Origin of the sequence: Castellaniella hirudinis, from assembly GCF_047468865.1 — a bacterium.
Taxonomy (GTDB): Bacteria; Pseudomonadota; Gammaproteobacteria; order Burkholderiales; family Burkholderiaceae_B; genus Castellaniella; species Castellaniella hirudinis_A.
The window spans coordinates 97,008-118,370 of the sequence record NZ_JBLGTV010000002.1 but is presented as its reverse complement, the minus strand read 5'-3'; the positions used below and the strand labels follow the sequence as shown (position 1 = coordinate 118,370).

Genomic DNA, 21,363 nt, shown 5'->3' with positions numbered 1-21,363 from the left:
TGAACCGCTGGGTCAGCGGATCACTAACGCGGCAGCACCGAGTCGCCCATCAGGTATTCATCCACCGAGCGCGCGCATTGACGCCCTTCGCGGATGGCCCAGACCACCAGGGACTGGCCGCGGCGCATATCGCCGGCGGCAAAGACCTTGGCGCGGCTGCTGCAGTAGTCGTCGGTGTTGGCCTGCGCATTGCCCCGGGGGCCGACGGCCACGCCGAAGGCGTCCAGCACGGCCCGGACGGGCGACACGAAACCCATGGCCAGCAGAATCAGATCGGCTTGGATTTCAAAGCGGGAGTCCTTGATTTCACGCATTTTCAGCTGGCCGGTGGCTTTGTCCTTGACCCATTCCAGGCGGGTGGCCACCAGTTTTTCGACCCGGCCGTCGGTGCCCTCGAACGCCTGGGTGCCCACGGCCCAGTCCCGCTGGCAGCCTTCTTCGTGCGAGGACGAGGTGCGCAGGCGGATGGGCCAGTAGGGCCAGGTCAGCAGCTTGTTTTCTTCTTCCGGCGGACGGAACATCAGCTCGAACTGCGTGACCGAGGCCGCCCCCTGGCGGTTGCTGGTGCCGACGCAATCCGAGCCGGTGTCGCCCCCGCCGATGACCACGACGTGCTTGCCCCGGGCGTCGATGGGGCGGGCGATGCGTTCGCCGTGGTTGATTTTGTTCTGCAGGCGCAGAAAATCCATGGCGAAATGCACGCCGTCCAGTGCGCGCCCGTCCACGGGCAGGTCGCGCGGCTGTTCACAGCCGCCCGCCAGCACCACGGCGTCGTGCCGGGCCAGCAGCTCGTCCGGGGGGATGACGGTCAGGCCGTCCTCGGCGTCGGCGGCCAGGCCGATGTAGGTGGAGGGGAAAAACACCACGCCCTCGGCCTCCAGTTGGGCCAGGCGGCGGTCGATGTGCGTTTTTTCCAGCTTGAAGTCCGGTATCCCGTAGCGCAGCAGGCCGCCGATGCGGTTGCTTTTTTCATACACCGAGACCGCATGGCCCGCCCGGGCCAGTTGCTGGGCGCAGGCCAGCCCGGCGGGGCCGGAACCCACGATGGCCACTTTCTTGCCGGTTTTGCGCATGGGCGGCTGGGGGACGACCCAGCCTTCCTGCCAGCCGCGCTCGATGATGGTGTGCTCGATGGACTTGATGCCCACGGCGGTGTCGTTCAGGTTCAGGGTACAGGCGGCCTCGCAGGGGGCGGGGCAGATGCGTCCCGTGAATTCCGGGAAGTTGTTGGTGGACAGCAGGGTATCCAGGGCGCGCTTCCAGTCCTGGCGGTAGACCAGGTCGTTCCAGTCCGGGATGATGTTGTTGACCGGGCAGGCGTGGGTGCAAAAGGGCACGCCGCAGTCCATGCAGCGGGCGCCTTGCACCCGGGCTTCTTCGTCGGTCAGGGGCGAAACGAATTCCTTCCAATGGCGCAGGCGGGTTTCGGGGGCCTCGTAGGCGGGCTTGACCCGGTCGAACTCCATGAAGCCAGTGATTTTTCCCATGATGTGTTCCTTCAGGCGGCCAGCGAACGGGTCTGGGCGGCTTGCCACAGTTCGCCCAGGGCGCGGTGGTATTCGGCGGGGGTGACTTTGACGAAGGCGCGGCGCGTCTGCGGCCAATCGTCCAGGATTTCCCGGGCGCGGAAGCTGCCCGTCTGGCGGAAATGGTTCTCCACCAGGCGGCGCACGATGGTTTCGTCGGTTTCGCGTTCACTGTCGCGCGTCTGGTGGTGCCAGTGCGCGACGTCGCCCGCCCGGGCCTGGTCTTCGTGCAGGGGCAGGGGGGCCAGCCCCACCATGTCCGTGTTGCAGCGCCGGGCGAAGACCTGGGCCGGATCCCAGACATAGGCGATGCCGCCGGACATGCCGGCCGCGAAATTACGCCCGGTTTCGCCCAGCACCACGACGGTGCCGCCGGTCATGTATTCGCAGCCGTGGTCGCCCGTGCCTTCGACGACGGCGACGGCCCCCGAGTTGCGCACGGCGAAGCGCTCGCCCACGACGCCATTGAAGTAGGCTTCGCCCCCCGTGGCGCCGTACAGCACGGTATTGCCGGCGATGATGTGATCCGGGCCGAAGCCGCGGAAATCGTTGGGCGAACGCACGATCAGGTGCCCGCCGGACAGGCCCTTGCCGACGTAGTCGTTGGCCTCACCCACCAGATCCAGCGTGATGCCGTGCGCCAGGAATGCGCCGAAGCTCTGGCCGGCCGACCCGTTGCATTGGATGTGGATGGTGTCGTCCGGCAGGCCCTCGTGGCCGTAGCGCCGGGCGACCTCGCCGGACAGCATGGCGCCGATGGTGCGGTTGCGGTTGCGCACCGGGGTGATGAAGGAGACTTTGTCGCCGCGTTCCAGCGCCGCCTTGCTGCGTTCGATCAACTGGTGATCCAGCGCATGGGCCAGGCCGTGATCCTGGACAGCCGTGTGGTGCACGGGCGCGTCGGCCGGCGCTTGGTGGAAGATGCGGCTGAAGTCCAGTCCGCGGGCCTTCCAGTGATGGATGCCTTTGCGCATGTCCAGCAGGTCGGCGCGCCCGATCAGTTCGTCCAGGGTGCGCATCCCCAACTGGGCCATGATTTCGCGCACTTCCTCGGCCACGAAGAAAAAGTAATTGACGACGTACTCTGGTTTGCCGTTGAATTTCTTGCGCAGTTCGGGGTCTTGCGTGGCGACCCCGGTGGGGCAGGTGTTGAGATGGCATTTGCGCATCATGATGCAGCCTTCGACGATCAGCGGCGCGGTGGCGAAGCCGAATTCATCGGCCCCCAGCATGGCGGCGATGGCGACGTCGCGCCCGGTCTTCATCTGCCCGTCGGCCTGCACGCGGATGCGGCTGCGCAGGCGGTTCAAGACCAGGGTCTGCTGGGTTTCGGCCAGACCCAGTTCCCAGGGGATGCCCGCATGCTTGATGGACGACAGGGGCGATGCGCCGGTGCCGCCGTCGTGGCCCGCGATGACGACGTGGTCGGCCTTGGCCTTGGCCACGCCGGTGGCGACGGTGCCCACGCCCACTTCGGCCACCAGCTTCACCGAAATCGACGCCTGTTCATTGACGTTCTTCAGATCGTGGATCAGCTGGGCCAGGTCTTCGATGGAATAGATGTCGTGGTGCGGCGGCGGCGAGATCAGCCCCACCCCCGGCACGGAATAGCGCAGCTGGGCGATGTAGTCGGTGACCTTGTGGCCCGGCAGCTGGCCGCCTTCGCCGGGCTTGGCCCCCTGGGCCATCTTGATCTGGATCTGGTCGGCGCTGCACAGGTATTCGGCGGTCACGCCGAAGCGCCCGGAGGCCACCTGCTTGATGCGCGAGCGCAGCGAATCGCCCGCCATCAAGGGGATGTCGGCGACGATGCGATCCGGCCCCAGCACCGAGGCGATGGTGTCGCCCTTGCGCACGGTGGGCTTTCCGCCGCGCAGGTCGGCGCGGTAGCGCAGCGCGTCTTCGCCGCCCTCGCCGGTGTTGGATTTGCCGCCGATGCGGTTCATGGCCACCGCCAGCGTGGTGTGCGCTTCGGTGGAGATCGAACCCAGCGACATGGCCCCGGTGGCGAAGCGCTTGACGATTTCCTTGGCGGGTTCCACTTCGGCCAGGGGAATGGCGCGGGCGGGATCCACGCGGAACTCGAACAGGCCGCGCAGCGTCATGTGGCGTTGCGACTGGTCGTTGATCAGCTGGGCGTATTCCTTGAACGTGGAATAGTTGTTGGCGCGGGTGGCGTGCTGCAGCTTGGCGATGGAATCCGGCGTCCACAGGTGGGTCTCGCCGCGGATGCGGAAGGCATAGTCGCCGCCTTCGTCCAGGCGGTCGGCCAGGATCGGGCTGGCGCCGAAGGCGGCCTGGTGCGTGCGCAGGGCTTCTTCGGCCACCTGGAAAATGTCGATGCCTTCGATGTTGCTGGCGGTGCCGTTGAAATATTTGTCCACCAGGCTGCTGTGCAGCCCGACGGCCTCGAAGATTTGCGCGCCGGTGTAGGACATGTAGGTGGAGATGCCCATTTTCGACATGACCTTTTTCAAGCCCTTGCCGATGGCGTGGATATAGTGGTCGATCGCTTGCTCGGCGGACAGCACGCCGTCAGGCGCAGCGTGGGGGCCACCCGTCGCCGCCGGGCCGCCCCAAGGCGATGGCGCCCCCCCGGGGGGCAGCAAGCCATCAGGCGCAGCGTGGGGGCCATATTCGCCTTTTGACAGCGTTTCCAGCGCCAGCCAGGGGTGGATCGCCTCGGCCCCATAGCCGGCCAGCAGGGCGAAATGATGGGTCTCGCGGGCCGAGCCGGTTTCCACCACCAGCCCCGTCTTGGTGCGCAGCCCGGCGCGGATCAGGTGTTGGTGAATGGCCGACGTGGCCAGCAGGGCCGGGATGGCGACGCGCTCGGCGTCCACCTTGCGGTCACTCAGCAGCAGAATATTGCTGCCGCTGCGCACGGCGTCGGCGGCGGTGGCGCATAGCGAGGCCAGGCTGGCTTCGATGCCTTCCCGTCCCCAGGCGGCGGGGTAGGTGATGTCCAGTTCGCCGCAGCGGAATTTGTCGTTGGTCTGGCGGCTGATGTGGCGCAGTTGCGCCATGGCCGCCTGATCCAGCACCGGCTGGCTGATTTCCAGCCGCAGCGGCGGGTTGACGTTGTTGATGTCCAGCAGATTGGGCTTGGGGCCGATGAACGACACCAGCGACATCACCAGCTGCTCGCGGATCGAATCGATCGGCGGGTTGGTCACCTGCGCGAACATCTGGCGGAAATAACTGTAGAAGGGCTTGGGCCGGTCGGACAGCACCGTCAGCGGGGCGTCGTTGCCCATCGATCCGATGGCTTCCTGGCCAGTTCTGGCCATGGGTTCCAGGACGAACTTGAAGTCTTCCTGGGTCCAGCCGAAGGCCTGCTGGCGGTCCAGCAGGCTGGCGCTGGATTCGGGCAGGTCGTCCGCCTTCAGGGGCGGCAGGTCTTCCAGCTTCATGCGCAGGCGCTGTATCCACTGCGGGTAGGGGTGGGCGTTGGCCAGTTGGGACTTGATTTCAGCGTCTTCAATGATGCGGCCCTGCTGCAGGTCGATCAGCAGCATCTTGCCGGGCTGCAGGCGCCATTTCTTGACGATGCGGTGCTCGGGGATCGACAGCGTCCCGGCCTCGGAGGCCAGCACCACCATTTTGTCGTCGGTGATCAGGTAGCGGGCGGGCCGCAGGCCGTTGCGGTCCAGGGTGGCGCCGATCTGGCGGCCATCCGTGAAGGCGACGGCGGCGGGGCCGTCCCAGGGCTCCATCATGGCGGCGTGGTATTCGTAGAAGGCGCGCCGGGATTCATCCATGTCGGCGTGCTGCTCCCAGGCCTCGGGGATCATGATCATCATGGCGTGGGCCAGCGAATAGCCGGACATCACCAGCAGTTCCAGGCAATTGTCGAAGGTGGCGGTGTCCGACTGGCCTTCGTAGACGATGGGGTACAGCTTGGCCAGGTCGTCGCCTAGCACGGCGGACTGCATCATGCCTTCGCGGGCGCGCAGCCAGTTGAAATTGCCCTTGACCGTGTTGATTTCGCCATTGTGCGCAATCATCCGGTAGGGGTGGGCCAGCGGCCAGGCGGGGAAGGTGTTGGTGGAAAAGCGCTGGTGCACCATGGCCAGGGCCGAAACCACGCGGGTGTCGGTCAGGTCGCGGTAGTACACCCCCACCTGGCTGGCCAGCAGCAGGCCTTTGTAGACCACCGTGCGCACCGAGATGGAGGGCACGAAATATTCCTGGCCGTGGGCCAGCCGCATGTGCTGGATGGCGTGGCTGGCGGTCTTGCGGATGACGTACAGCTTGCGCTCCAGCGCGTCGGGCACCATGATGTCCGGCCCCCGGCCGATGAACAGCTGGCGGATCACGGGCTCGCAGGCGCGCACCGTGGGCGACATGGGCATGTCGTGGTCGATGGGCACGTCGCGCCAGCCCAGAACCACCTGGCCCTCGTCGCGCACGGCGCGTTCCAGTTCGCGTTCGCAGGCCAGCCGGGACGCGGTTTCCTTGGGCAGGAACACCATGGCGACCCCGTAGTCGTCGGGGGGCGGCAGGGCGACGCCTTGCGCGGCCATGTCCTCACGGTACAGCTGGTCGGGGATCTGGATCAGAATGCCCGCGCCGTCGCCCATCAGTTCGTCCGCGCCCACCGCGCCCCGATGATCCAGGTTTTCCAGGATTTTCAGCGCCTGCTGGATCACGGTATGGCTTTTATGCCCTTCGATGTGGGCGACGAAGCCGACGCCGCAGGCGTCATGCTCGTATTCGGGGCGGTACAGCCCTTGGGCGGCCGGCAGGCCGGGGGGACAGGAGGCAGGATGGGTCATGGCAGGCTCGTCAGGTAATGCGGGGTTCCGCCCGCCAGGAAGACGGGATCGGCGGTGCCGCGCCGGACGCGGGCGTTTCCAGAAATCCCCTGGGCAGAATCGAGAAATTACGCTGTCAAGGCCTGGGTGACAATTATTTTTTTCTGATCCGTCCCTATTTATTTTCTATTGTCTGTCTTGTCCTTACAAAAGGGGTCGGATCAAAAAAATTGAAATTAAACTCGTTTTTCAGGATGCGGGTTTTCTTTGGAAAAAAAACCCTGCAGACAGGCACGGAATTTTTTTGCGCGGGCGAGTCGCCTGCGCGGGTCTCATGCGCGGGCGCTTCGGGCGAGGGCGGCGCGTTTGGTTCCGAGCAGCGCCGGATTTTGTTGGCCTTTGCCGATCAGCGCCCGCTACGTGCAAAGCACTGGGCTTGCGCGGCTTCAGGGCTTGCGCAGCTTCAAGATGATCGCCGGGGGGCGACAATGCCCCCGGCGCGCCAGGTTCCGGGGCTGACCAGTCGTCGGATTCAGCCCTGATCCAGGGTGGCGCCGCCGTCCACCCGCAGGTCGTGCAGGGTGATGTGGCTGGCCTGATCCGACAGCAGGAACAGGACGGCGTGGGCGATTTCGTCGGGGGTGGCGATCTTGCCCAGGGGAATCCCCAGGCGCCACTGGGCGGCGTCGCCCTGGATCACGGTGGCCCGTGAACTGCCGCGCGCCCACATGGCTTGCTGCATGGCCGTGTCGGTGGAACCGGGCGAGACAATGTTCACCCGGATGCCCCGGGGGGCGAGTTCCAGCCCCAGGCAGCGCGAAAACTGCGTCACGGCGGCCTTGGACGCGGCATAGGCCGACATGCCGGCGCGTGGCGTGGCGGCGGCGTTGGAGCTGACCACCGCGATGGCCCCGCCGGCATCCCGCGCCAGGAGCTGGCGGGCGACGGCGCGGCAGACGTGGAATACGCCGGTGGCATTGACGTCGAAGCAATGCGCCCACTGTGCATCATCCAGATCGACGACCGAGCCCATTTCCAGCACCCCGGCCACGCTGGCCAGGCCGTTCAGTGGCCCCAGGGCGGCCTGGGCCTGTTCGACGGCGCGGGTGACGGCGGTGGCGTCGCGCACGTCCAGGCGGGTTGACCACAGGCGTCCGGCCGTGCCGGTGGCCTGTCCGGCGTCGCCGTGGCTGGACGCGGCCTCGGGCGGCGGGTCGCCCAGTTGCCGCAGGCCGCTTTCGTCCAGATCGACGGCGGAGACACGCGCCCCCCGGGCCAGCAATTGGCGGGCCACGGCGGCGCCGATGCCGCTGGCCGCGCCAGTGACCAGGATGTGGCGGTCTTGAAAATCAGTGGAATGAGGCACGGTGTCTTGGATGTCCTGTCGGTCGGGTTGGTGTGCTGGGATGCGGATCAATCGGGATGCGCGGCCAGGGCCTGCAGGATTTCGGCGGTGGTCAGGCTCATGCCGCAGCAGCGCGACACGTGGCGGATGGCCATCCGGTGGTCGTCCAGGCTGAAGTCGGCGCAGGCGTCCAGCGCCAGGAAGGGCTGGACATCCTGCATGAAGGCTTCCAGGGCGGTGCTGAGGCAGCCGATGTGCGCATAGACGCCGGTGATGATCAACTGGTCGCGGCCCTGATCCGCCAGCCGCTGGCGCAGGTCGGAGCGCTGGAAGGCGCTGTAACGCCACTTTGTCAGCACCGTATCCTGGGCCTCGGGCGTCAGGGGGGCGGCGATGCCCGCCCCGGCCTGCTGCGAGGGTTCGGTCAGGCCGGGCCCCCAGAAATCGTTCAGCAGTGCGCGGTCTTCGACGGGCTGCACGGGCGGCTGGGCGGTGTAGTACACCGGGATGCCCAGGGTATGGCAGCGTTGGCGCAGGCGCGCAATGGCGTCGATCAGTGCCGGGATCGGGGCCTGGGCGATGTCGAACTTGCCCAGAAAATAATCCTGCATGTCGTGGATCAGCAGGGCGGCGCGAGCGGGGGCGATGGCCCAGTCGACCCGGTTGGATACGGGGTCGGCGGGCATCGGATAGGCGGTCAGGCTGGGGATGGTCATGGGGTGGTGTCAATGCCGAGCGCATCCAGAACGGTGCGCAGTTTGTTTCCGGTTTCAATACATTCTTGGGCGGGCACCGAGCCGGGCACGATGCCCGCGCCGGCGTACAGGGTCAGTTGGCGGCCGATGGCCTGGGCGCAGCGGATCGCCACGGCCCAGGCGCCGTCGCCCTGGTGGTCGCACCAGCCCACGGCCCCGGCGAAATAGCCGCGCTCGAAGGGTTCGATCCGGGCAATCGCCCGGCGGGCGTCGGCGGTGGGCAGACCGCAGACCGCGGGGGTCGGATGCAGGGCCAGCGCCAGATCCAGGGCGGTGATGGCCGGGTCGGCCAGTTCGCCCTGGATCGGCGTGCCCAGGTGCCACAGGCGGGCGGTGGCGGTCAGGCTGGGGCGGGCCGGGATATCCAGGGTGCGGCACAGGGGGCGCAGCACCGCGTCGATGGCTTCGACCACGACGGCGTGTTCATGCAGATCCTTGGGGGAATCCAGCAAGGTTCGGGCGCTGTCGGCATCCAGGGCCGGATCGGCGTGGCGGGTGGCTGTGCCCGCCAGCGGGTGCACCGTCACCTGGCGGCCGCGGCGGCGCACCAGCAGTTCGGGGCTGGCCCCGATGAAATAGCGCCGGTCGTCGCCCAGCGGCATGGCATAGGTGTAACCATGCGGGTTGCGTTGCCACAGGCGCTGGATGACATGGTGCAGATCCAGGTCTTGGGCCAGTTCCAGCTGCAGGGTGCGGGCCAGCACCAGCTTGCGCAGCGCGGGTTGGCTGTCCAGCTGATGCAGAGCGTCGCGCACGCCTTGCTCGTAGGCGGCGCGCGACGGGTGTTCGCGCCGTTGCAGGGTGCGCGCCCGAGGCATGGCGGGCAGTTGCGCCGGCGCCCCGGGCCGGTGGGTTTCACGCGGGATGCGCAGCTGCGCGGGCAGGGCCGGGTCGTAGGGCAGCAGCCCCAGCAGCACCGGGGCCGTCTGGCTGTCGGCCGCCTGGGCCAGCAGGCTGGCGGCCTGCTGGCTGACGCCGTCTTGCGGCGCGGCCTGCAACAGGCAGCCGCGCCCGTGAAACACCTCGTCTTCAGTGGCGAACAGGCAATCGCCCGCCTGGAAGCCGGTTGCGGGCGCCGGGCCGGCCGCCTGCTTGGATGATGCGCGCGTCAGCATGTCCATGGTCAGTGGCGGGCCTCGATGCGCACCACGCGATCGAGGCGGGGGTCGTCCTTGTTTTTCTTCACCAGGGCCCAGGCGGTGCCGTCGGGCGTGGTGGTGATGTGGTTGGGGGAGGAACCCGTGTCGATCTGCGCCAGGATGGCCCCGGCGTCATTGACGACGGTGACCGAACCGGCCCCGCGATTGGCCACGTAGGCCAGGCGGTTGACCGGATCGAAAGCCACATTCAGGGCGCCGGCCCCGGTGGCCAGCTGGTGCAGAACCCGGCCGCTTTGGGCGTCCAGAATGACCAGGTCGCCGGACTTCTGGGCCGTCACGTACAGCTGTTGTTTTTGGCTGTCGATGGCGATGCCCGCCCCGCCCTGGACGTTCGGGATCGGGTGGCTGGCGATTTGTTTACCCGTGGCGGTGTCGATGACGAACACTTCGGCCGTGTTCAGGCTGACGGTGTACAGGCGCTGATGGGCGCTGTCCAGGGCCAGGCTCATGGGCTTGGGCGCTTCGCCCGCGCCTTTCAGGGTGATGCCGGGCAGGGGTTTCAGCGTGGCGGTGTCGAAGACGAAAATCGTGTCGCCGGCGGGGCTGGAGACATAGGCGCGCTGGTGGGCGGCGTCGACCGCCACGTCGCGGGCGTGCGGGGCGGCCTTGTCGCCAAACTGCTTGACCAGCTTCAGGCCGTCCTGCGCATAGACGGCCAGCGAACCGCTGCGGGTGTTGGTGACCCAGATGTGCCCGTGCGGATCGTCCGTGGCGATCCCGTAGACGGCCTGCAGCTGGCCGTCCTTGTGGCCCGCTTGCACCGCCGGCACGACTTCGGCGCTGATGCGTTGGCTGGCGGGATCGAAGGCCACCAGGCGGGATTCGCGCACCGGCGGACGGCCCACGGCGCTGGTGATGTACAGCTGTTGGGTATTGGCGCTGTAGGCGCCTTGGTAGATGCCGGGGACGAGGTCGGTGACCTGAGTGGTGAAGGCCCAGGCGGACGTGGCGGCCGCGCCGGAGGAGGCGGTCGGTTGCGTGGCGCAGCCGGCGGCCAGGCCCAGGAGGGCGCTGGCGATCAGGATTTTTGTGCTGCGTGAAAACAGGCGGCCGTGGGCCGGGGCGGAAGTCATGCGGTTTCCTTTTGTGTGGGAAGAATCGAGGGCGTCGCGGCGGCTGAGTCGGCCGCTGCCAGACAAGGGTTCAGGAGAGGGGCGATCCGGGCGACCGCGTCTGCCCCGGGCAGGCCGGCGTGGGTGGCCGGGATCGCATGGCGGGTCAGGCGGGTGCAGTGGGCCTGCCAGGCCCGGGGATCCAGATCGGTTCCGGCGGTGTGTTCCAGGGCGGCCTGGAAGTGCAGCACCGCGCCGTCGTAGGGCCGTTGCCGGTGGCGTCGCACCAGCGCGTTGGTCTGGCCGACGGTGTCGAAGATCGCATCCAGGCGGGCATCGGGCAGTTCGCCCAGCGGGTGGCCTTCGGCGCGCAGGAAGTCGATCACGCCGGCGCGGTTCAGGCGCTCGGGCGGCAAAGCCTGGGGGTCGGCCCCGGCAATGTGCAGCAAAGCCTTGTATAGGTCGTCGGCGGCGGGTTCGGGGCGGTCGCGCCAGACTTCGCAGGGGTAGGCGTCCAGCAGGGCCACGACGCCGATGGCTTGCCCGCGTTGCTGCAGCTCGGCCGCCACGGCGTGCGCCAGGATGCCGCCCACCGACCAGCCGGCCAGGTGGTAGGGGCCCTGGGCCTGCAGGGCCTGAACCTGGTCGGCATAGCGGCGGGCCATGGCCGCCAGGCTGTCGTCGAGCGCTTGGCCAGACAGGGCGGGGGCCTGGATGCCGTGCACCGTGCGGGCGGGCGACAGGGCGCGCGCCAGGGTGCCGTAGCACCAGGACAGCCCGCCGGCGGGGTGGATGCAGAACAAGGCGGGCCGGCCGGGCGCTTCGCGCAGCGTGACCACCGGCCCGAAACCGGCGGTGTCCGGGGCGGCGGCGTCGGCCTGCGTATCCAGGTGCCGGGCCAGGCGCTGGACGGTGGGGTACTGGAAAATAGTGCCCAGGGAGATGTCGCGGGCGTCGCGCAGCCGCAGGGCCAGGCGGGCCGCCAGCAGTGAATGCCCCCCCAGGGCGAAGAAGTCGTCCTCGACGGCGGGGCAGTCGGCCAGGCCCAGCACGGCCTGGAAGGCTTCGGCCAGGCCCAGCACGGCCTGGAAGGCTTCGGCCACCAGTTGCTCGGCGGGGGTGCGGGGGCTGTGGCCGTGCGGGCGGGGATCCAGCGCGGGGCGCGGCAGGGCCTTGCGATCCAGTTTGCCGTTGGCCGTGACGGGCAGGGCGGGCAGCCGCACCCAGGCGGTGGGCACCATATAGTCCGGCAGCAGGCCGGCGGCGTGGGTTTTCAGGGCGTCGGGATCGGCGTCATGACCGGCGGCCGCCACCAGATAGGCCGCCAGATAGGCGCGGCCCGGCTCGTCCTCGCGCGCCAGCACGGCGACCTGGGCCACGTCCGGGTGATCGGCCAGGACGGCTTCGATTTCTCCCAGCTCGATGCGCTGGCCGCGCAGCTTGACCTGGTGGTCGAGCCGCCCCAGGTAGAGAATGGCCCCGTCTTCGCGGCGGCTGGCCAAGTCGCCCGTGGCGTACAGCCGTGGCCCGGGCAGGCCGTCGGGGGCGGGGATGAAGCGTTCGGCGGTCAAGTCGGGCCGCCCCAGGTAACCGATGGCCAGCTGGCTGCCGCCCAGGTACAACTGGCCGACGACGCCGGGCGGCACGGGGCGCAGTCCGGCATCCAGAACGTGCAGCTGCGTGTTCCAGACCGGCCAGCCGATGGGCATGGGCTGGCTGCGGTCGTCCGCGCCGGCGGCCCAGTAGGAAACGTCGACGGCGGCTTCGGTGGGGCCGTACAGATTGTGCAGCTGGGCCGCGACCAACTGGTGGAAGCGGTCGCGCAGCGCGCCGGGCAGGGCTTCGCCGCTGCAGAACACCAGCCGTGTCCGCAGACCGCGGGCGTCGGGTTCGTCCAGGATGGCGGCCAGCATGGAGGGCACGAAATGCAGCACGCTGATGGCATGTTGGCGGATCAGGCGGCACAGCCAGGCGGGGTCGCGGTGCGCTTCGGGGGGGGCGACGACCAGGCGGGCGCCCGACAGGAATGGCAGGAACAGTTCCCAGACCGAAACATCGAAGGTGGCCGGGGTTTTTTGCAGGATGCGGTCGGCGGGGCCGATGGCGTAGTGCGCCCGCATCCATTCCAGGCGGTTGACGATGGCCGCGTGGGACACGATCACCCCCTTGGGCGCGCCGGTGGAACCCGAGGTATAGATCAGGTAGGCCGGGTCTTGCGGGCCGGCCGGCCCGGGGTCGGGGGCCAGAGGCGCGGGCGCGTCGCCGGCGGGTTGATCCAGGGTGTCCGGGTCCAGGGCCTGGGTGGCCAGGCCCTCGCATAGATCCAGCTGTGAAATCAGCGCCAGGGCCTGGGCATCGTCCAGGATATGACGCAGGCGGGCGGCGGGCTGGGCGGGATCCAGGGGCAGGTAGGCCGCCCCGCTGCGCAGAATCGCCAGCAGGCACAGTACCCGCCGGGCCGATCGGGGCAGGGCCACGGCGATGCGGGTGCCGACCCGCGCGCCTTGCTGCCGCAGCCGGCGGGCGGCCCGGGCCGTCCAGGCGTCGATTTCGGCGTAGGTCCAGGGATGGGCGCCGTCCTCGGCGTCCTGCAGGCCGATGTGTTGGGGCTGCGCCAGCAGGCGGGCCTGAATGCGCGACCAGAGCGTGCCGTCGGGCAGGGGGTGGTCGGTGCGGTTGGGCGCCAGCGCCCAGCGTTCGTGTTCCGCCGGGGTCAGGGTGGCGACGTCGGCCAGGCGGCCGGCCTTCAGGGCGGCGGCCAGGAAATGGGCCAGCCGCGCCAGATAGGCGTCGGCCTGCTCGGCGCTGTACAGCTTGGGATTGGCTTCGATTTCCAGGCGCAGAGCGCTGCCGTCGGGCGCGGCGCGGAAGCTGAGGGTCAGGTCTTCGACGGGGCCGGTGCACAAGACTGTCTGGTGGGCATCCAGGCCGGCGGCGGCGTAAGGGGCGTCGAAGGGCAGCACGTTGAGGATCGGGCCGTGCAGGCGCGTCAGGCCGCCCGCCAGGGACAGGTCGCGGCGCAGGTGCTCGGCGCGATAGCGGCTGTGGCGGCGCACGGCGCGCAGGCTGCGGGCGCCCTGCGACAGGGTGTCCGCCAGGGGGGCGCTTTCGTCCAGCGGGCAGACCCAGGGGACGACGTTCATGACGGTGGCCACGGCCCGGGCGCTGCGGCTGCCGAGGCGGCCCATGGCGGGCACGCCCGCGATGCAGTCGGCGGGCCCCAGGTGGCGCGCCACGAAAGCCGCGCCCAGCACGGTCAGGATATCGGGCCAGCTGACGTCCGTGGCGGTTTCCAGCGCCTGCAGCGCCGCGACCAGGTCGGGCGCGGCGTCGATTTCGCGGCGCAGGCAGGTGTGGGCGCTGAACGCCGTGTCGGCCGCCAGACCGGCGGCGGGCAGGCGGCCCGCGCAGTGTTCGCGCCAGAATGCCTGTGCCCGGCTGCGCGCCTCGCTTGCGCGCCAGTGCTGGTCTTCGGCCCAGACGGGGACCAAGGGCGCCAGCGGGGCATCGGCCGGGCCGGGCGCTTGCCGGGCCGCATACAGGTGGAGGGCGCGGCTTTCGATCAGCGCCATGCCGTAGCCGTCGGCGGCCAGATGGTGGACGCGCTGATACCACAGCGTCAGCCGGGGGCCGCACAGGATCAACACCTGGCGGGACAAGGGCTGGCGCAGCGGGTCGACGAGGCGGGCCAGGTCGTCTTGAATCCAGGCCAGGGCGCGCTCATGCGCCGGGGCCGGCGCGCCCAGATCGCGCCAGTCCAGGATTTCCAGGCGGGGCGTCCGGGCGGGATCCAGCGCCTGCAGCGGGCCATCGGCGGTTTCCTGGAAGCGCAGCGACAGCGCCTCGGCCTCGGCCAGGGCCTGGTTGACGGCCTGGGTGAAGCGGGGGATGTCCAGCGGGCTGCGCACCGTGGTGCAGTGGGCCGGGTTGAAAATCGGGTTGCCCGGATCCAGCCGCTGGGCGTACCACAGGCCCTCCTGGGCCTCGGTCAGGGGCGCCCAGTCCAGCCCGCCGGCGGCCGGCGGGACGGGCGGCGCAATGCGGGTCATGGCGTGTCGTTGCCGGATGACGCGGCGCCGGCGTCGATCAGCGCCCACCATTGGCCCAGGGTGGCCTCGACGGCGAGGTCGGCGAACTCGACCCGGGCGCCCGCTTCGCGCCATAGCGAAGCCAGTTTCATCAGGCGCATGGAATCCAGCCCGAGATCCATCAGATTGTCGTCGTCGTGGATGTCTTCGGGCGGTTCGTGCAGCAGGCGGGCGACATCGGCGCGCATGCGCTCCAGGGTCAAGCGGTTCATGGTGGCAGGCAGGTGACGGGAAGTTATGGGTTGGACGGTGCGGCGGCCTGGGCGGCCTCCTGGGCCAGCAGACGCGCCCTGAGTTCTGCGCGCAGGGCCTTGCGGCTGATTTTCAGGGCGGCGGTGGCGGCGAACTGATCGACGAAAACGACTTGGTCGGGCACTTTGAAGTCGGCGATGCCGCGCCCGCGAATCCATTTCTTGAGTTCGGCGGCACGGGGCTTTTCACCCTTGGGGATGATGAAGGCGCAGCTGCGTTCGCCCAGGTATTCGTCGGGGATGGAGACTACGGCGGCGTCGAATACCTGCGGGTGCGACAGCAGGTGGTCTTCGATTTCCTCGGCGGAGATTTTCTCGCCGGCCCGGTTGATGTGATCCCCGGCGCGGCCCTGGACTTCCAGGTAGCCGTCGGCGGTCATGCGCACCATGTCGCCGGTGCGGTAGTAGCCGTCTTCCGTGAACGAGCGGGCATTGGCCGACGGGTTGTCGTGGTACGCCCGGATCGTGTAGGGGCCCCGGGTCAGCAGGTGCCCGACCTGGCCCGGCGCGACCGGCTGGCCCGCGTCGTCCAAGATCAGGATTTCGTCGTCGGGGCTGATGGGACGGCCCTGGGTGTGGATGATGGTGTCGTCCGGGTCGTCCAGGCGGGTGTAGTTGACCAGGCCTTCGGCCATGCCGAAGACCTGTTGCAGGGTGGCCCCCAGCACGGGCCGCACGCGGCGGGCGATTTCCGCGGAAAGCTTGGCCCCGCCGACCTGGATGGCGCGCAGGCTGCTGAGGTCGTGCGGGGTCTTGGCGGCCTGATCCAGCCACTGCAGCAGCAGGGGGGGCACCAGGCTGGTGACGGTGACGCGCTCGCGCTCGATCAGGGCGAAGCCGGATTCGGCGTCGGGCGACGGGCTGAGGACGACGCGGCCTCCGGCGTACAGCGTCCCCAGGAACCCGGGGGAGCTCATGGGGAAATTATGCGCGATGGGCAGGGCGCCCAGGAAGACGGCGTCCGCGCCCAGGCCGCAGATGCGGGCGGATTCGCGCAGCGTGTAGATGTAGTCGTCGTGCGTGCGGGGGATGAGTTTGGACAGGCCCGTGCTGCCGCCGGATATCTGCAGGAAGGCGACGTCCGACCCTTGGGCGGCGCTGGCGGGGATGGCGCTGCCGTCTGTGGCGGCCAGGGATGCCAGCGAGGCGAAAGGGCCGGCTTCGCCGCTGATCCAGACATGCTGGATGGCGGGCCGGCGTTGGCGCAGATCCGTCGCCAGGGCGCGGTAGTCGAATCCCGCGTGGCGGTCGGCCGCCACATAGGCGCAGGCGCCGGAACCCTGGGCGAAGTGTTCGATTTCGGTGATGCGGTGGGCGGGCAGGGCATAGACCGGGATCAATCCGGCGCGGAACAGCCCCATGACGACGGCGATGAAATCCGGGATGTTGGGCAGGTGCACCAGCACGCGGTCGCCGCGCACCAGGCCTGCCTGCAGAAACCCGGCGGCCAGGGCGGATGCCCGGTGATCCAGATCGGCGTAGGTCCAGCGCTGCGGCCCGCCCACGACCGCCACCCGATCCGGGTGCGCCAGGGCGCGTTCGCGCAGCCAGGCGCCAAAGGTTTCGTTGCGCCAGTAACCGGCCGCACGGTAACGGGCGGCGAATTCATCCGGCCAAGTTTGAACGGGAAGCAGCGACGACATATTTCATGCGTATGATAATGAGAATGGTTATATTCTAGTATAAAACCATGAAGACATTGTGTAGTGTTCCAGCCGCCAGGCGGTTTCCGTCACCGGCAGGCACAAGGCGGCGCAGTGCGCGTCGGATTGCCACAGCAGCCGGACATGCAGGCGGTTTGCCCGAGGCAGGCCGGAAACCCGCTGCCATCCGCCCGGGCCGGGATGCAGGCGCAGGGTGTCCATGGGACGGGCCAATCCGGTGCCGTGGGCCTTCAGGATCGCCTCCCGGCAAACCCATTCGCGGCAAAAGACCTGCGGGTCGGGCGGCAGGTTTGCCGGCCCGCCGGACTCGCCGGTCGTCAGTTGGTACAGGGCCGGGTCGACGCGCGTCGGGCAGGCTTCCACGTCCACGCCCAGCGGCTGGCGGCCGATCGCCACCAGCACCTGGCCGGCGCTGTGGGCGATATTGAAGTGCCAGCCGGGCGGGACATGCGGCGCGGCGGCCAGCAGGGGCTTGCCCCAGGGGCCGGCGGACAAGGGGATTTCCGTCGGCGGCATGCCCAGGCGCGGGGCCAGCAGCAGGCGCAGCGCTGCCCGCCCGCACAGGCTGCGCAGGCGGTCGTCGGGCCGGCGCAGACGCTGCACCCATTGCCATTCCGCCGCCGGCAGGGCCTGGCGCAGCCGCTGCGCCAGGGCCGTGTCGGGCAGGCCGTCGAGCGCCAGGACGAAAGGCGGGTTCATGAGGGGTGCCTTGGCTGCGGGGGGTCAGCCGGCGGCCAGATCCAGTGTGCGCTGGGCCGAAGCGGGCAGCACCTGGCCGTGGCCCAGCTGATCCAGCGGCATCAACTGGCAGTGCAGACGGGGGATGCGGGCCAGCCGGGCGGCCAATGCCCGCAGGGCGGGCAGGGTGGGGATGCCGTTTTGCCGCGTGCGCGGCGCGCCGGGGCCGGCGGGGCGGGGATACCAGTATTCATCGGTGCCCGCCATCAGGGTGACGCGGATGGGCCGGCCGGGCGGGTGCTGTTCCAGGCGATCCAGGTGCCGCAGGATCGCCGGGTCGCGCCACCATAGCGACGGGCTGGCGCAGACGATGTGGGTGAAGTCGTCCGCCCGGTGCGCCAGGGCGAACAGGGCGCACAGGCCGCCATAGGAATGGCCGTACAGGGTGCGCCGGGCGTCGTCCAGCGGGGCCTGCGTGCGCGCCCAGGCCAGGATCGGGCCGGCCAGGCAGGCCAGGAAAGCGGCGGCACCCCCGCCCCGCCACTGCGGCATGCGGGGGTCGGGCCAATGGCCGCCGTCGGGGGCCGGGGGCGTGTAGTCCAGGGCGCGGCGCGCCAGGGCCTGGGATTCGGTGGCCGCCGCCGGGCCGTGGCTGGGGATCAGGACGGCGCAGCGCGCCAGGGCCGGGCCTGCCAGGGGCCAGACCCAGTCGCCGTCCAGCAGGATCAGCAGGGGCCATCCCGCCGGCGGCGCGGCGGCGTCCGGGACGTGCAGGCGCAGGCGGCGGGCGGTTTCGTTGTCCGTCGATGCGGGCAGCTGCGTTTCCAGCAGGCTCACGGCGAGTCCCGCAAATCCACCAGGTAGGTGCCGTCCAGGGGGACGGCGAGGAATCGCTGATTGATTTCCGCCAGGGTCTGGGCGGGGTGGATGCCCGCCATGCGATCCGGGTGTATCCAGTGCGCCAGCGCCTCGATGAACACCACGTGCAGGGGCGAATCATTGAAGGCGTGCCAGATGCCGTGGCTGTTGCCCGAACGGACCGCGGGCAGGGCGCCCAGGTGGTTGCCGTCGATCAGGCGCTGCAGGCTGGCGCGGGCATCCGCCTGGCTGACCCCGGCGCCGATGGCCAGGCCGGTGGCCGCCCGCGATCCGGTGCCGGTGGCCACATAGACTTTGGGGGCCTTGGCGTTGATGTATTCGAAATTGAGCTTGCCGGTGGCGCTTTTCAGGACGTCGGCCCCGATGTTGTGTCCGCCCGCGTAGGTGATCATGTCGTTGAAGGTGCCGACCCCGGGTGAATTGCAGCAGTCGGTGCTGCCCGCGTGGGCGTGGACGAAGACGGGCGGGCGCTGATCCGCGGGCAGGTCGGCCAGCCGGTCGCGGATGGCCCCCATGTGAGACTCGTAGAACTGGATGAAGGCGTCGGTGCGGGCGTCCTGGCCGATGGCCCGGCCCAGGGCGCGCAGGCTGGGCACCGTGTTTTCCATGGGCTGCATGAAAAAATCGATCACGATGACCGGGATGCCCGCAGCTTCCAGCCGAGTGATGAGGGGGGATTCGCTGGCGGGCTGGCCCGCGCGCAGGCCGGCGAACGAAGCCGTCATCACCACCAGATCCGGGCGCAGCCCCAGGGTCGTTTCCACGGAAAAGGAATCCGCGGTGTGGCGCCCGACGATGGGCACCTTGGCCAGGCTGGGAAAGCGCATCAGCGCGACCTCGTAGTCCGGCTTGAACGACGTGCGGAATTCATCGGACCAGCCCGCCAGGATGGCGGCCGGATCCGGGGTGAGCAGGGAGAGCACCTGGAAGTGCCGGGCCTGGGCCAGCACCACGCGCTGGGCGGGCTGGGGCAGCGTCACCTGGCGGCCCAGCACGTCCGTGACCTGGATGGGGGCGGCCAGCGCCGGCCCGGCCAGGCCGAGCGCCAAGCCCAGCAGCCAGGCCCGGGCGGCGCGCCGCAGGGTGGCCCAGCGGCCCATTCGGGGTGTGGGCGGTGTGGCGCTGCGGGCGGGCAGGGCACGCTGCGGGCGTTGAGCCTGTTGGGCCAGGGAGGCGGCGGGAAGCGGCATAGGAGAGTCGTCCTGGGAAAAAGACGCCGAGGCTTGGCCGGGCGTCAGGGCGTGGTGGCGCACAGGCCATCGATCAGAATGTGGGGCAGCCCGCGCGAGCAGGTCTCGACCCGGGCGCGCACCTGGTAGACCTCGGCCAGGGATTCCGTCGTGATGACGTCGGCGGGCCGGCCATGGCCGACGAGTTCGCCCGCCCGGATCAGCAGGGTGTCGTCGCTGCGCTGCAGGGCGATGTTCAGGTCGTGCAGCACGATCAGCGTGGTCAGGCCGTGCTCGCGGGTTTCCTGGGCCAGCAGATCCATCACGTGGCATTGATAGTTCAAGTCCAGGGCGGACAGCGGTTCGTCCAGCAGCAACAGGCGCGGGGTGCGGATCAAGGCCTGGGCCAGGCCCACCAGTTGTTTTTGACCGCCCGACAGCTGATCCAGATAGTGCATGGCCAGGTGCTCGATGCCCAGGCGCTTGAGCACATCCAGGATGCGCTGCGGGTCCGCCGCCTGGGCGGCGGGATCCAGGTCGGAGGCGCGCGCGGCCACCATGACGGATTCAAACACCCGCAGGTGCACCGAGGCGGGCAGGGACTGCGGCAGGTAGACCACGCTTTGCGCGCGGCGCTCGAAGGACAGGCGGGTCAGATCCTGGCCATCCAGGACGACCTGCCCCTTGGCTTTCAGCAAGCCGGCCAGGGCCTTCAGCAGCGTGGATTTGCCGCTGCCGTTGGGGCCCAGCAGGGACACCACCCGGCCCGGCATCAGCGGCCCGGCGGACAGGTGGTGGATGATGGTGCGGCGCGCATAGGCCACCGACAGGTCTTGGATCTGCAGCATGGTTTATTTGATTTGCCGCCGCAGCACGACGGCCAGGAAGAACGGCACCCCCACCAGCGAGGTGACGATCCCCACGGGGATGATGATGCCGGGCACGATGTTCTTCGAGGCGATCGAGGCCAGCGACAGGATGGTGCCCCCCACCAGGGCGCTGCCGGGCAGGTAGAAGCGGTGGTCTTCGCCGAACATCCGGCGGGCGATGTGCGGGGCGATCAGGCCGATGAAGCCGATGGTGCCGACGAACGACACCGCCATGGCGGCCAGAATGCTGATGCGCACCAAAGCCGTCAGGCGCAGCCGGGGAACGTCGATGCCGAAGCTGGCGGCGCGGTCTTCGCCCAGCCGCAGGGCGGTCAGTTTCCAGGTGTCGCGCAGCGACAGCGGCAGCAGGATGGCGAAGGTCAGCAGCATCAGGCCCACTTTGGGCCAGGACGAGCGCGCCAGGCTGCCCATGGTCCAGAACACCAGGCCCTGCAGGGCTTCGGCGCTGGCGACGAACTGCACCAGCGAGACTGCCGCGTTGAAAGAAAACACCAGGGCGATGCCAAACAGCACCAGCCCGGACGTGCTCATGGAACCCCAGCGCGCCACGGCGTCCAGCAGCAGGGCCGAAACCAGGGCGAAGACAAACGCATTGGCGGCGATGGTCCAGGACTGCGGGACGCCCGGCAGCGACAGGCCCAGCACGATGGCCAGCGAGGCCCCAAAGGCCGCCGCCGATGAAATCCCCAGAGTAAAGGGGCTGGCCAACGGATTGTTCAGGATGGTCTGCATTTCGCCGCCCGCCAGCCCCAGGGCCAGGCCGATGGCCACGGCCATCAGGGCGAAAGGCAGGCGGATGTCCCAGACGATGACGCGGGTGGTGGGATCGGCCAGATCGGGATGCAACAGCGCGTGGCTGAGTTCACCCCAGCCCAGGCCGGAAGGCCCCAGCATGAAGTCGGCCAGAATGGAGGCCAGGATGATGAGGAGCAGGAGCGCCACCATCAGCCAGCGGCGGCGCAGCATGTGCCGGTAGTCGGCCAGAGCGGGTGGGGGCGGGGTCAGGGATGCGTCCATTCAGGGGGCGGAAAAGAGACAGGATGCGGCGTGGACGGGGCCGCACATCGAGGGGCGGAACCGGACGCCTGAAGCCTTGAAAGAATGAGAACCGTTTACAATACCTACATTGCGGGCATTGTAAAGGATGAC

General features: G+C 69.2%; 15 protein-coding genes. 1 reads left to right on the top strand and 14 read right to left on the bottom strand.

Going from position 1 to position 21,363, the window contains the following annotated elements; genetic code table 11:
* Positions 1–23 precede the first annotated feature (23 nt).
* Both ACMHYJ_RS04040 and ACMHYJ_RS04035 read right to left on the bottom strand, forming a co-directional pair.
* Complete coding sequence (locus tag ACMHYJ_RS04040; protein ID WP_414244931.1) at positions 24–1,487, bottom strand: glutamate synthase subunit beta; 1,464 nt, start codon at positions 1,485–1,487, stop codon at positions 24–26.
* Positions 1,488–1,498: 11 nt separating this feature from the next.
* Positions 1,499–6,304 carry a glutamate synthase-related protein gene (locus ACMHYJ_RS04035; protein WP_414244930.1) on the bottom strand — a complete coding sequence of 1,602 codons (4,806 nt, stop codon included), beginning with the start codon at positions 6,302–6,304 and terminating at the stop codon, positions 1,499–1,501.
* A 17-nt stretch (positions 6,305–6,321) separates the two neighbouring features.
* On the opposite strand from ACMHYJ_RS04035, the gene ACMHYJ_RS04030 reads away from it, so the two are divergent.
* Positions 6,322–6,825 (top strand): hypothetical protein, encoded by a 504-nt coding sequence (locus ACMHYJ_RS04030; protein WP_414244929.1) that lies wholly within the window; start codon positions 6,322–6,324, stop codon positions 6,823–6,825.
* Here the strand turns inward: ACMHYJ_RS04030 and dhbA are convergent.
* Genes dhbA through ACMHYJ_RS03970 form a run of 12 tightly spaced genes read right to left on the bottom strand, consistent with a single transcriptional unit; the run spans position 6,816 to position 21,231 of the window.
* Positions 6,816–7,649: a 2,3-dihydro-2,3-dihydroxybenzoate dehydrogenase gene (dhbA, locus tag ACMHYJ_RS04025; protein WP_414244928.1), complete on the bottom strand. Its 834-nt coding sequence runs from the start codon at positions 7,647–7,649 to the stop codon at positions 6,816–6,818. The genes ACMHYJ_RS04030 and dhbA overlap by 10 nt on opposite strands.
* A gap of 47 nt (positions 7,650–7,696) precedes the next feature.
* Entirely contained in the window at positions 7,697–8,344 is a 648-nt protein-coding gene (locus ACMHYJ_RS04020) for an isochorismatase family protein (RefSeq protein WP_414244927.1), read from the bottom strand.
* Complete coding sequence (locus ACMHYJ_RS04015; protein WP_414244926.1) at positions 8,341–9,504, bottom strand: isochorismate synthase; 1,164 nt, start codon at positions 9,502–9,504, stop codon at positions 8,341–8,343. Before ACMHYJ_RS04015 ends, ACMHYJ_RS04020 begins: the two co-directional genes overlap by 4 nt.
* Before the next feature lie 2 nt (positions 9,505–9,506).
* Positions 9,507–10,616, bottom strand: coding sequence for a YncE family protein (locus ACMHYJ_RS04010; protein ID WP_414244925.1), 1,110 nt, complete (start codon positions 10,614–10,616; stop codon positions 9,507–9,509).
* Positions 10,613–14,644 (bottom strand): amino acid adenylation domain-containing protein, encoded by a 4,032-nt coding sequence (locus ACMHYJ_RS04005; protein ID WP_414244924.1) that lies wholly within the window; start codon positions 14,642–14,644, stop codon positions 10,613–10,615. Before ACMHYJ_RS04005 ends, ACMHYJ_RS04010 begins: the two co-directional genes overlap by 4 nt.
* Positions 14,641–14,895: a phosphopantetheine-binding protein gene (locus tag ACMHYJ_RS04000; protein WP_414244923.1), complete on the bottom strand. Its 255-nt coding sequence runs from the start codon at positions 14,893–14,895 to the stop codon at positions 14,641–14,643. Before ACMHYJ_RS04000 ends, ACMHYJ_RS04005 begins: the two co-directional genes overlap by 4 nt.
* A gap of 23 nt (positions 14,896–14,918) precedes the next feature.
* Positions 14,919–16,577, bottom strand: coding sequence for a (2,3-dihydroxybenzoyl)adenylate synthase (locus ACMHYJ_RS03995; RefSeq protein WP_414244922.1), 1,659 nt, complete (start codon positions 16,575–16,577; stop codon positions 14,919–14,921).
* Positions 16,578–16,604: 27 nt separating this feature from the next.
* On the bottom strand, positions 16,605–17,297 hold the full coding sequence (locus ACMHYJ_RS03990) for a 4'-phosphopantetheinyl transferase family protein (protein ID WP_414244921.1): 693 nt from the start codon (positions 17,295–17,297) through the stop codon (positions 16,605–16,607).
* Between the two features lie 24 nt (positions 17,298–17,321).
* Positions 17,322–18,113, bottom strand: coding sequence for an alpha/beta hydrolase (locus ACMHYJ_RS03985; protein ID WP_414244920.1), 792 nt, complete (start codon positions 18,111–18,113; stop codon positions 17,322–17,324).
* Positions 18,110–19,345 carry an ABC transporter substrate-binding protein gene (locus tag ACMHYJ_RS03980; RefSeq protein WP_414244919.1) on the bottom strand — a complete coding sequence of 412 codons (1,236 nt, stop codon included), beginning with the start codon at positions 19,343–19,345 and terminating at the stop codon, positions 18,110–18,112. The genes ACMHYJ_RS03985 and ACMHYJ_RS03980 overlap by 4 nt, the downstream gene beginning before the upstream one ends.
* Before the next feature lie 44 nt (positions 19,346–19,389).
* Positions 19,390–20,172, bottom strand: coding sequence for an ABC transporter ATP-binding protein (locus ACMHYJ_RS03975; protein ID WP_414244918.1), 783 nt, complete (start codon positions 20,170–20,172; stop codon positions 19,390–19,392).
* Between the two features lie 3 nt (positions 20,173–20,175).
* On the bottom strand, positions 20,176–21,231 hold the full coding sequence (locus tag ACMHYJ_RS03970; protein WP_414244917.1) for a FecCD family ABC transporter permease: 1,056 nt from the start codon (positions 21,229–21,231) through the stop codon (positions 20,176–20,178).
* Between the last annotated feature and the right edge of the window lie 132 nt (positions 21,232–21,363).

Bases quoted from the DNA above. Each gene is read 5' to 3' on its own strand.
- ACMHYJ_RS04015 (WP_414244926.1), bottom strand. From the start codon at position 9,504: ATGGACATGCTGACGCGCGCATCATCCAAGCAGGCGGCCGGCCCGGCG.
- ACMHYJ_RS04000 (WP_414244923.1), bottom strand. From the start codon at position 14,895: ATGAACCGCTTGACCCTGGAGCGCATGCGCGCCGATGTCGCCCGCCTG.
- ACMHYJ_RS03980 (WP_414244919.1), bottom strand. From the start codon at position 19,345: ATGCCGCTTCCCGCCGCCTCCCTGGCCCAACAGGCTCAACGCCCGCAG.
- ACMHYJ_RS04040 (WP_414244931.1), bottom strand. From the start codon at position 1,487: ATGGGAAAAATCACTGGCTTCATGGAGTTCGACCGGGTCAAGCCCGCC.
- ACMHYJ_RS03970 (WP_414244917.1), bottom strand. From the start codon at position 21,231: ATGGACGCATCCCTGACCCCGCCCCCACCCGCTCTGGCCGACTACCGG.
- ACMHYJ_RS04020 (WP_414244927.1), bottom strand. From the start codon at position 8,344: ATGACCATCCCCAGCCTGACCGCCTATCCGATGCCCGCCGACCCCGTA.
- ACMHYJ_RS04010 (WP_414244925.1), bottom strand. From the start codon at position 10,616: ATGACTTCCGCCCCGGCCCACGGCCGCCTGTTTTCACGCAGCACAAAA.
- ACMHYJ_RS03990 (WP_414244921.1), bottom strand. From the start codon at position 17,297: ATGAACCCGCCTTTCGTCCTGGCGCTCGACGGCCTGCCCGACACGGCC.
- ACMHYJ_RS03995 (WP_414244922.1), bottom strand. From the start codon at position 16,577: ATGTCGTCGCTGCTTCCCGTTCAAACTTGGCCGGATGAATTCGCCGCC.
- ACMHYJ_RS04005 (WP_414244924.1), bottom strand. From the start codon at position 14,644: ATGACCCGCATTGCGCCGCCCGTCCCGCCGGCCGCCGGCGGGCTGGAC.
- ACMHYJ_RS04030 (WP_414244929.1), top strand. From the start codon at position 6,322: ATGCGGGGTTCCGCCCGCCAGGAAGACGGGATCGGCGGTGCCGCGCCG.
- ACMHYJ_RS03975 (WP_414244918.1), bottom strand. From the start codon at position 20,172: ATGCTGCAGATCCAAGACCTGTCGGTGGCCTATGCGCGCCGCACCATC.
- ACMHYJ_RS04035 (WP_414244930.1), bottom strand. From the start codon at position 6,304: ATGACCCATCCTGCCTCCTGTCCCCCCGGCCTGCCGGCCGCCCAAGGG.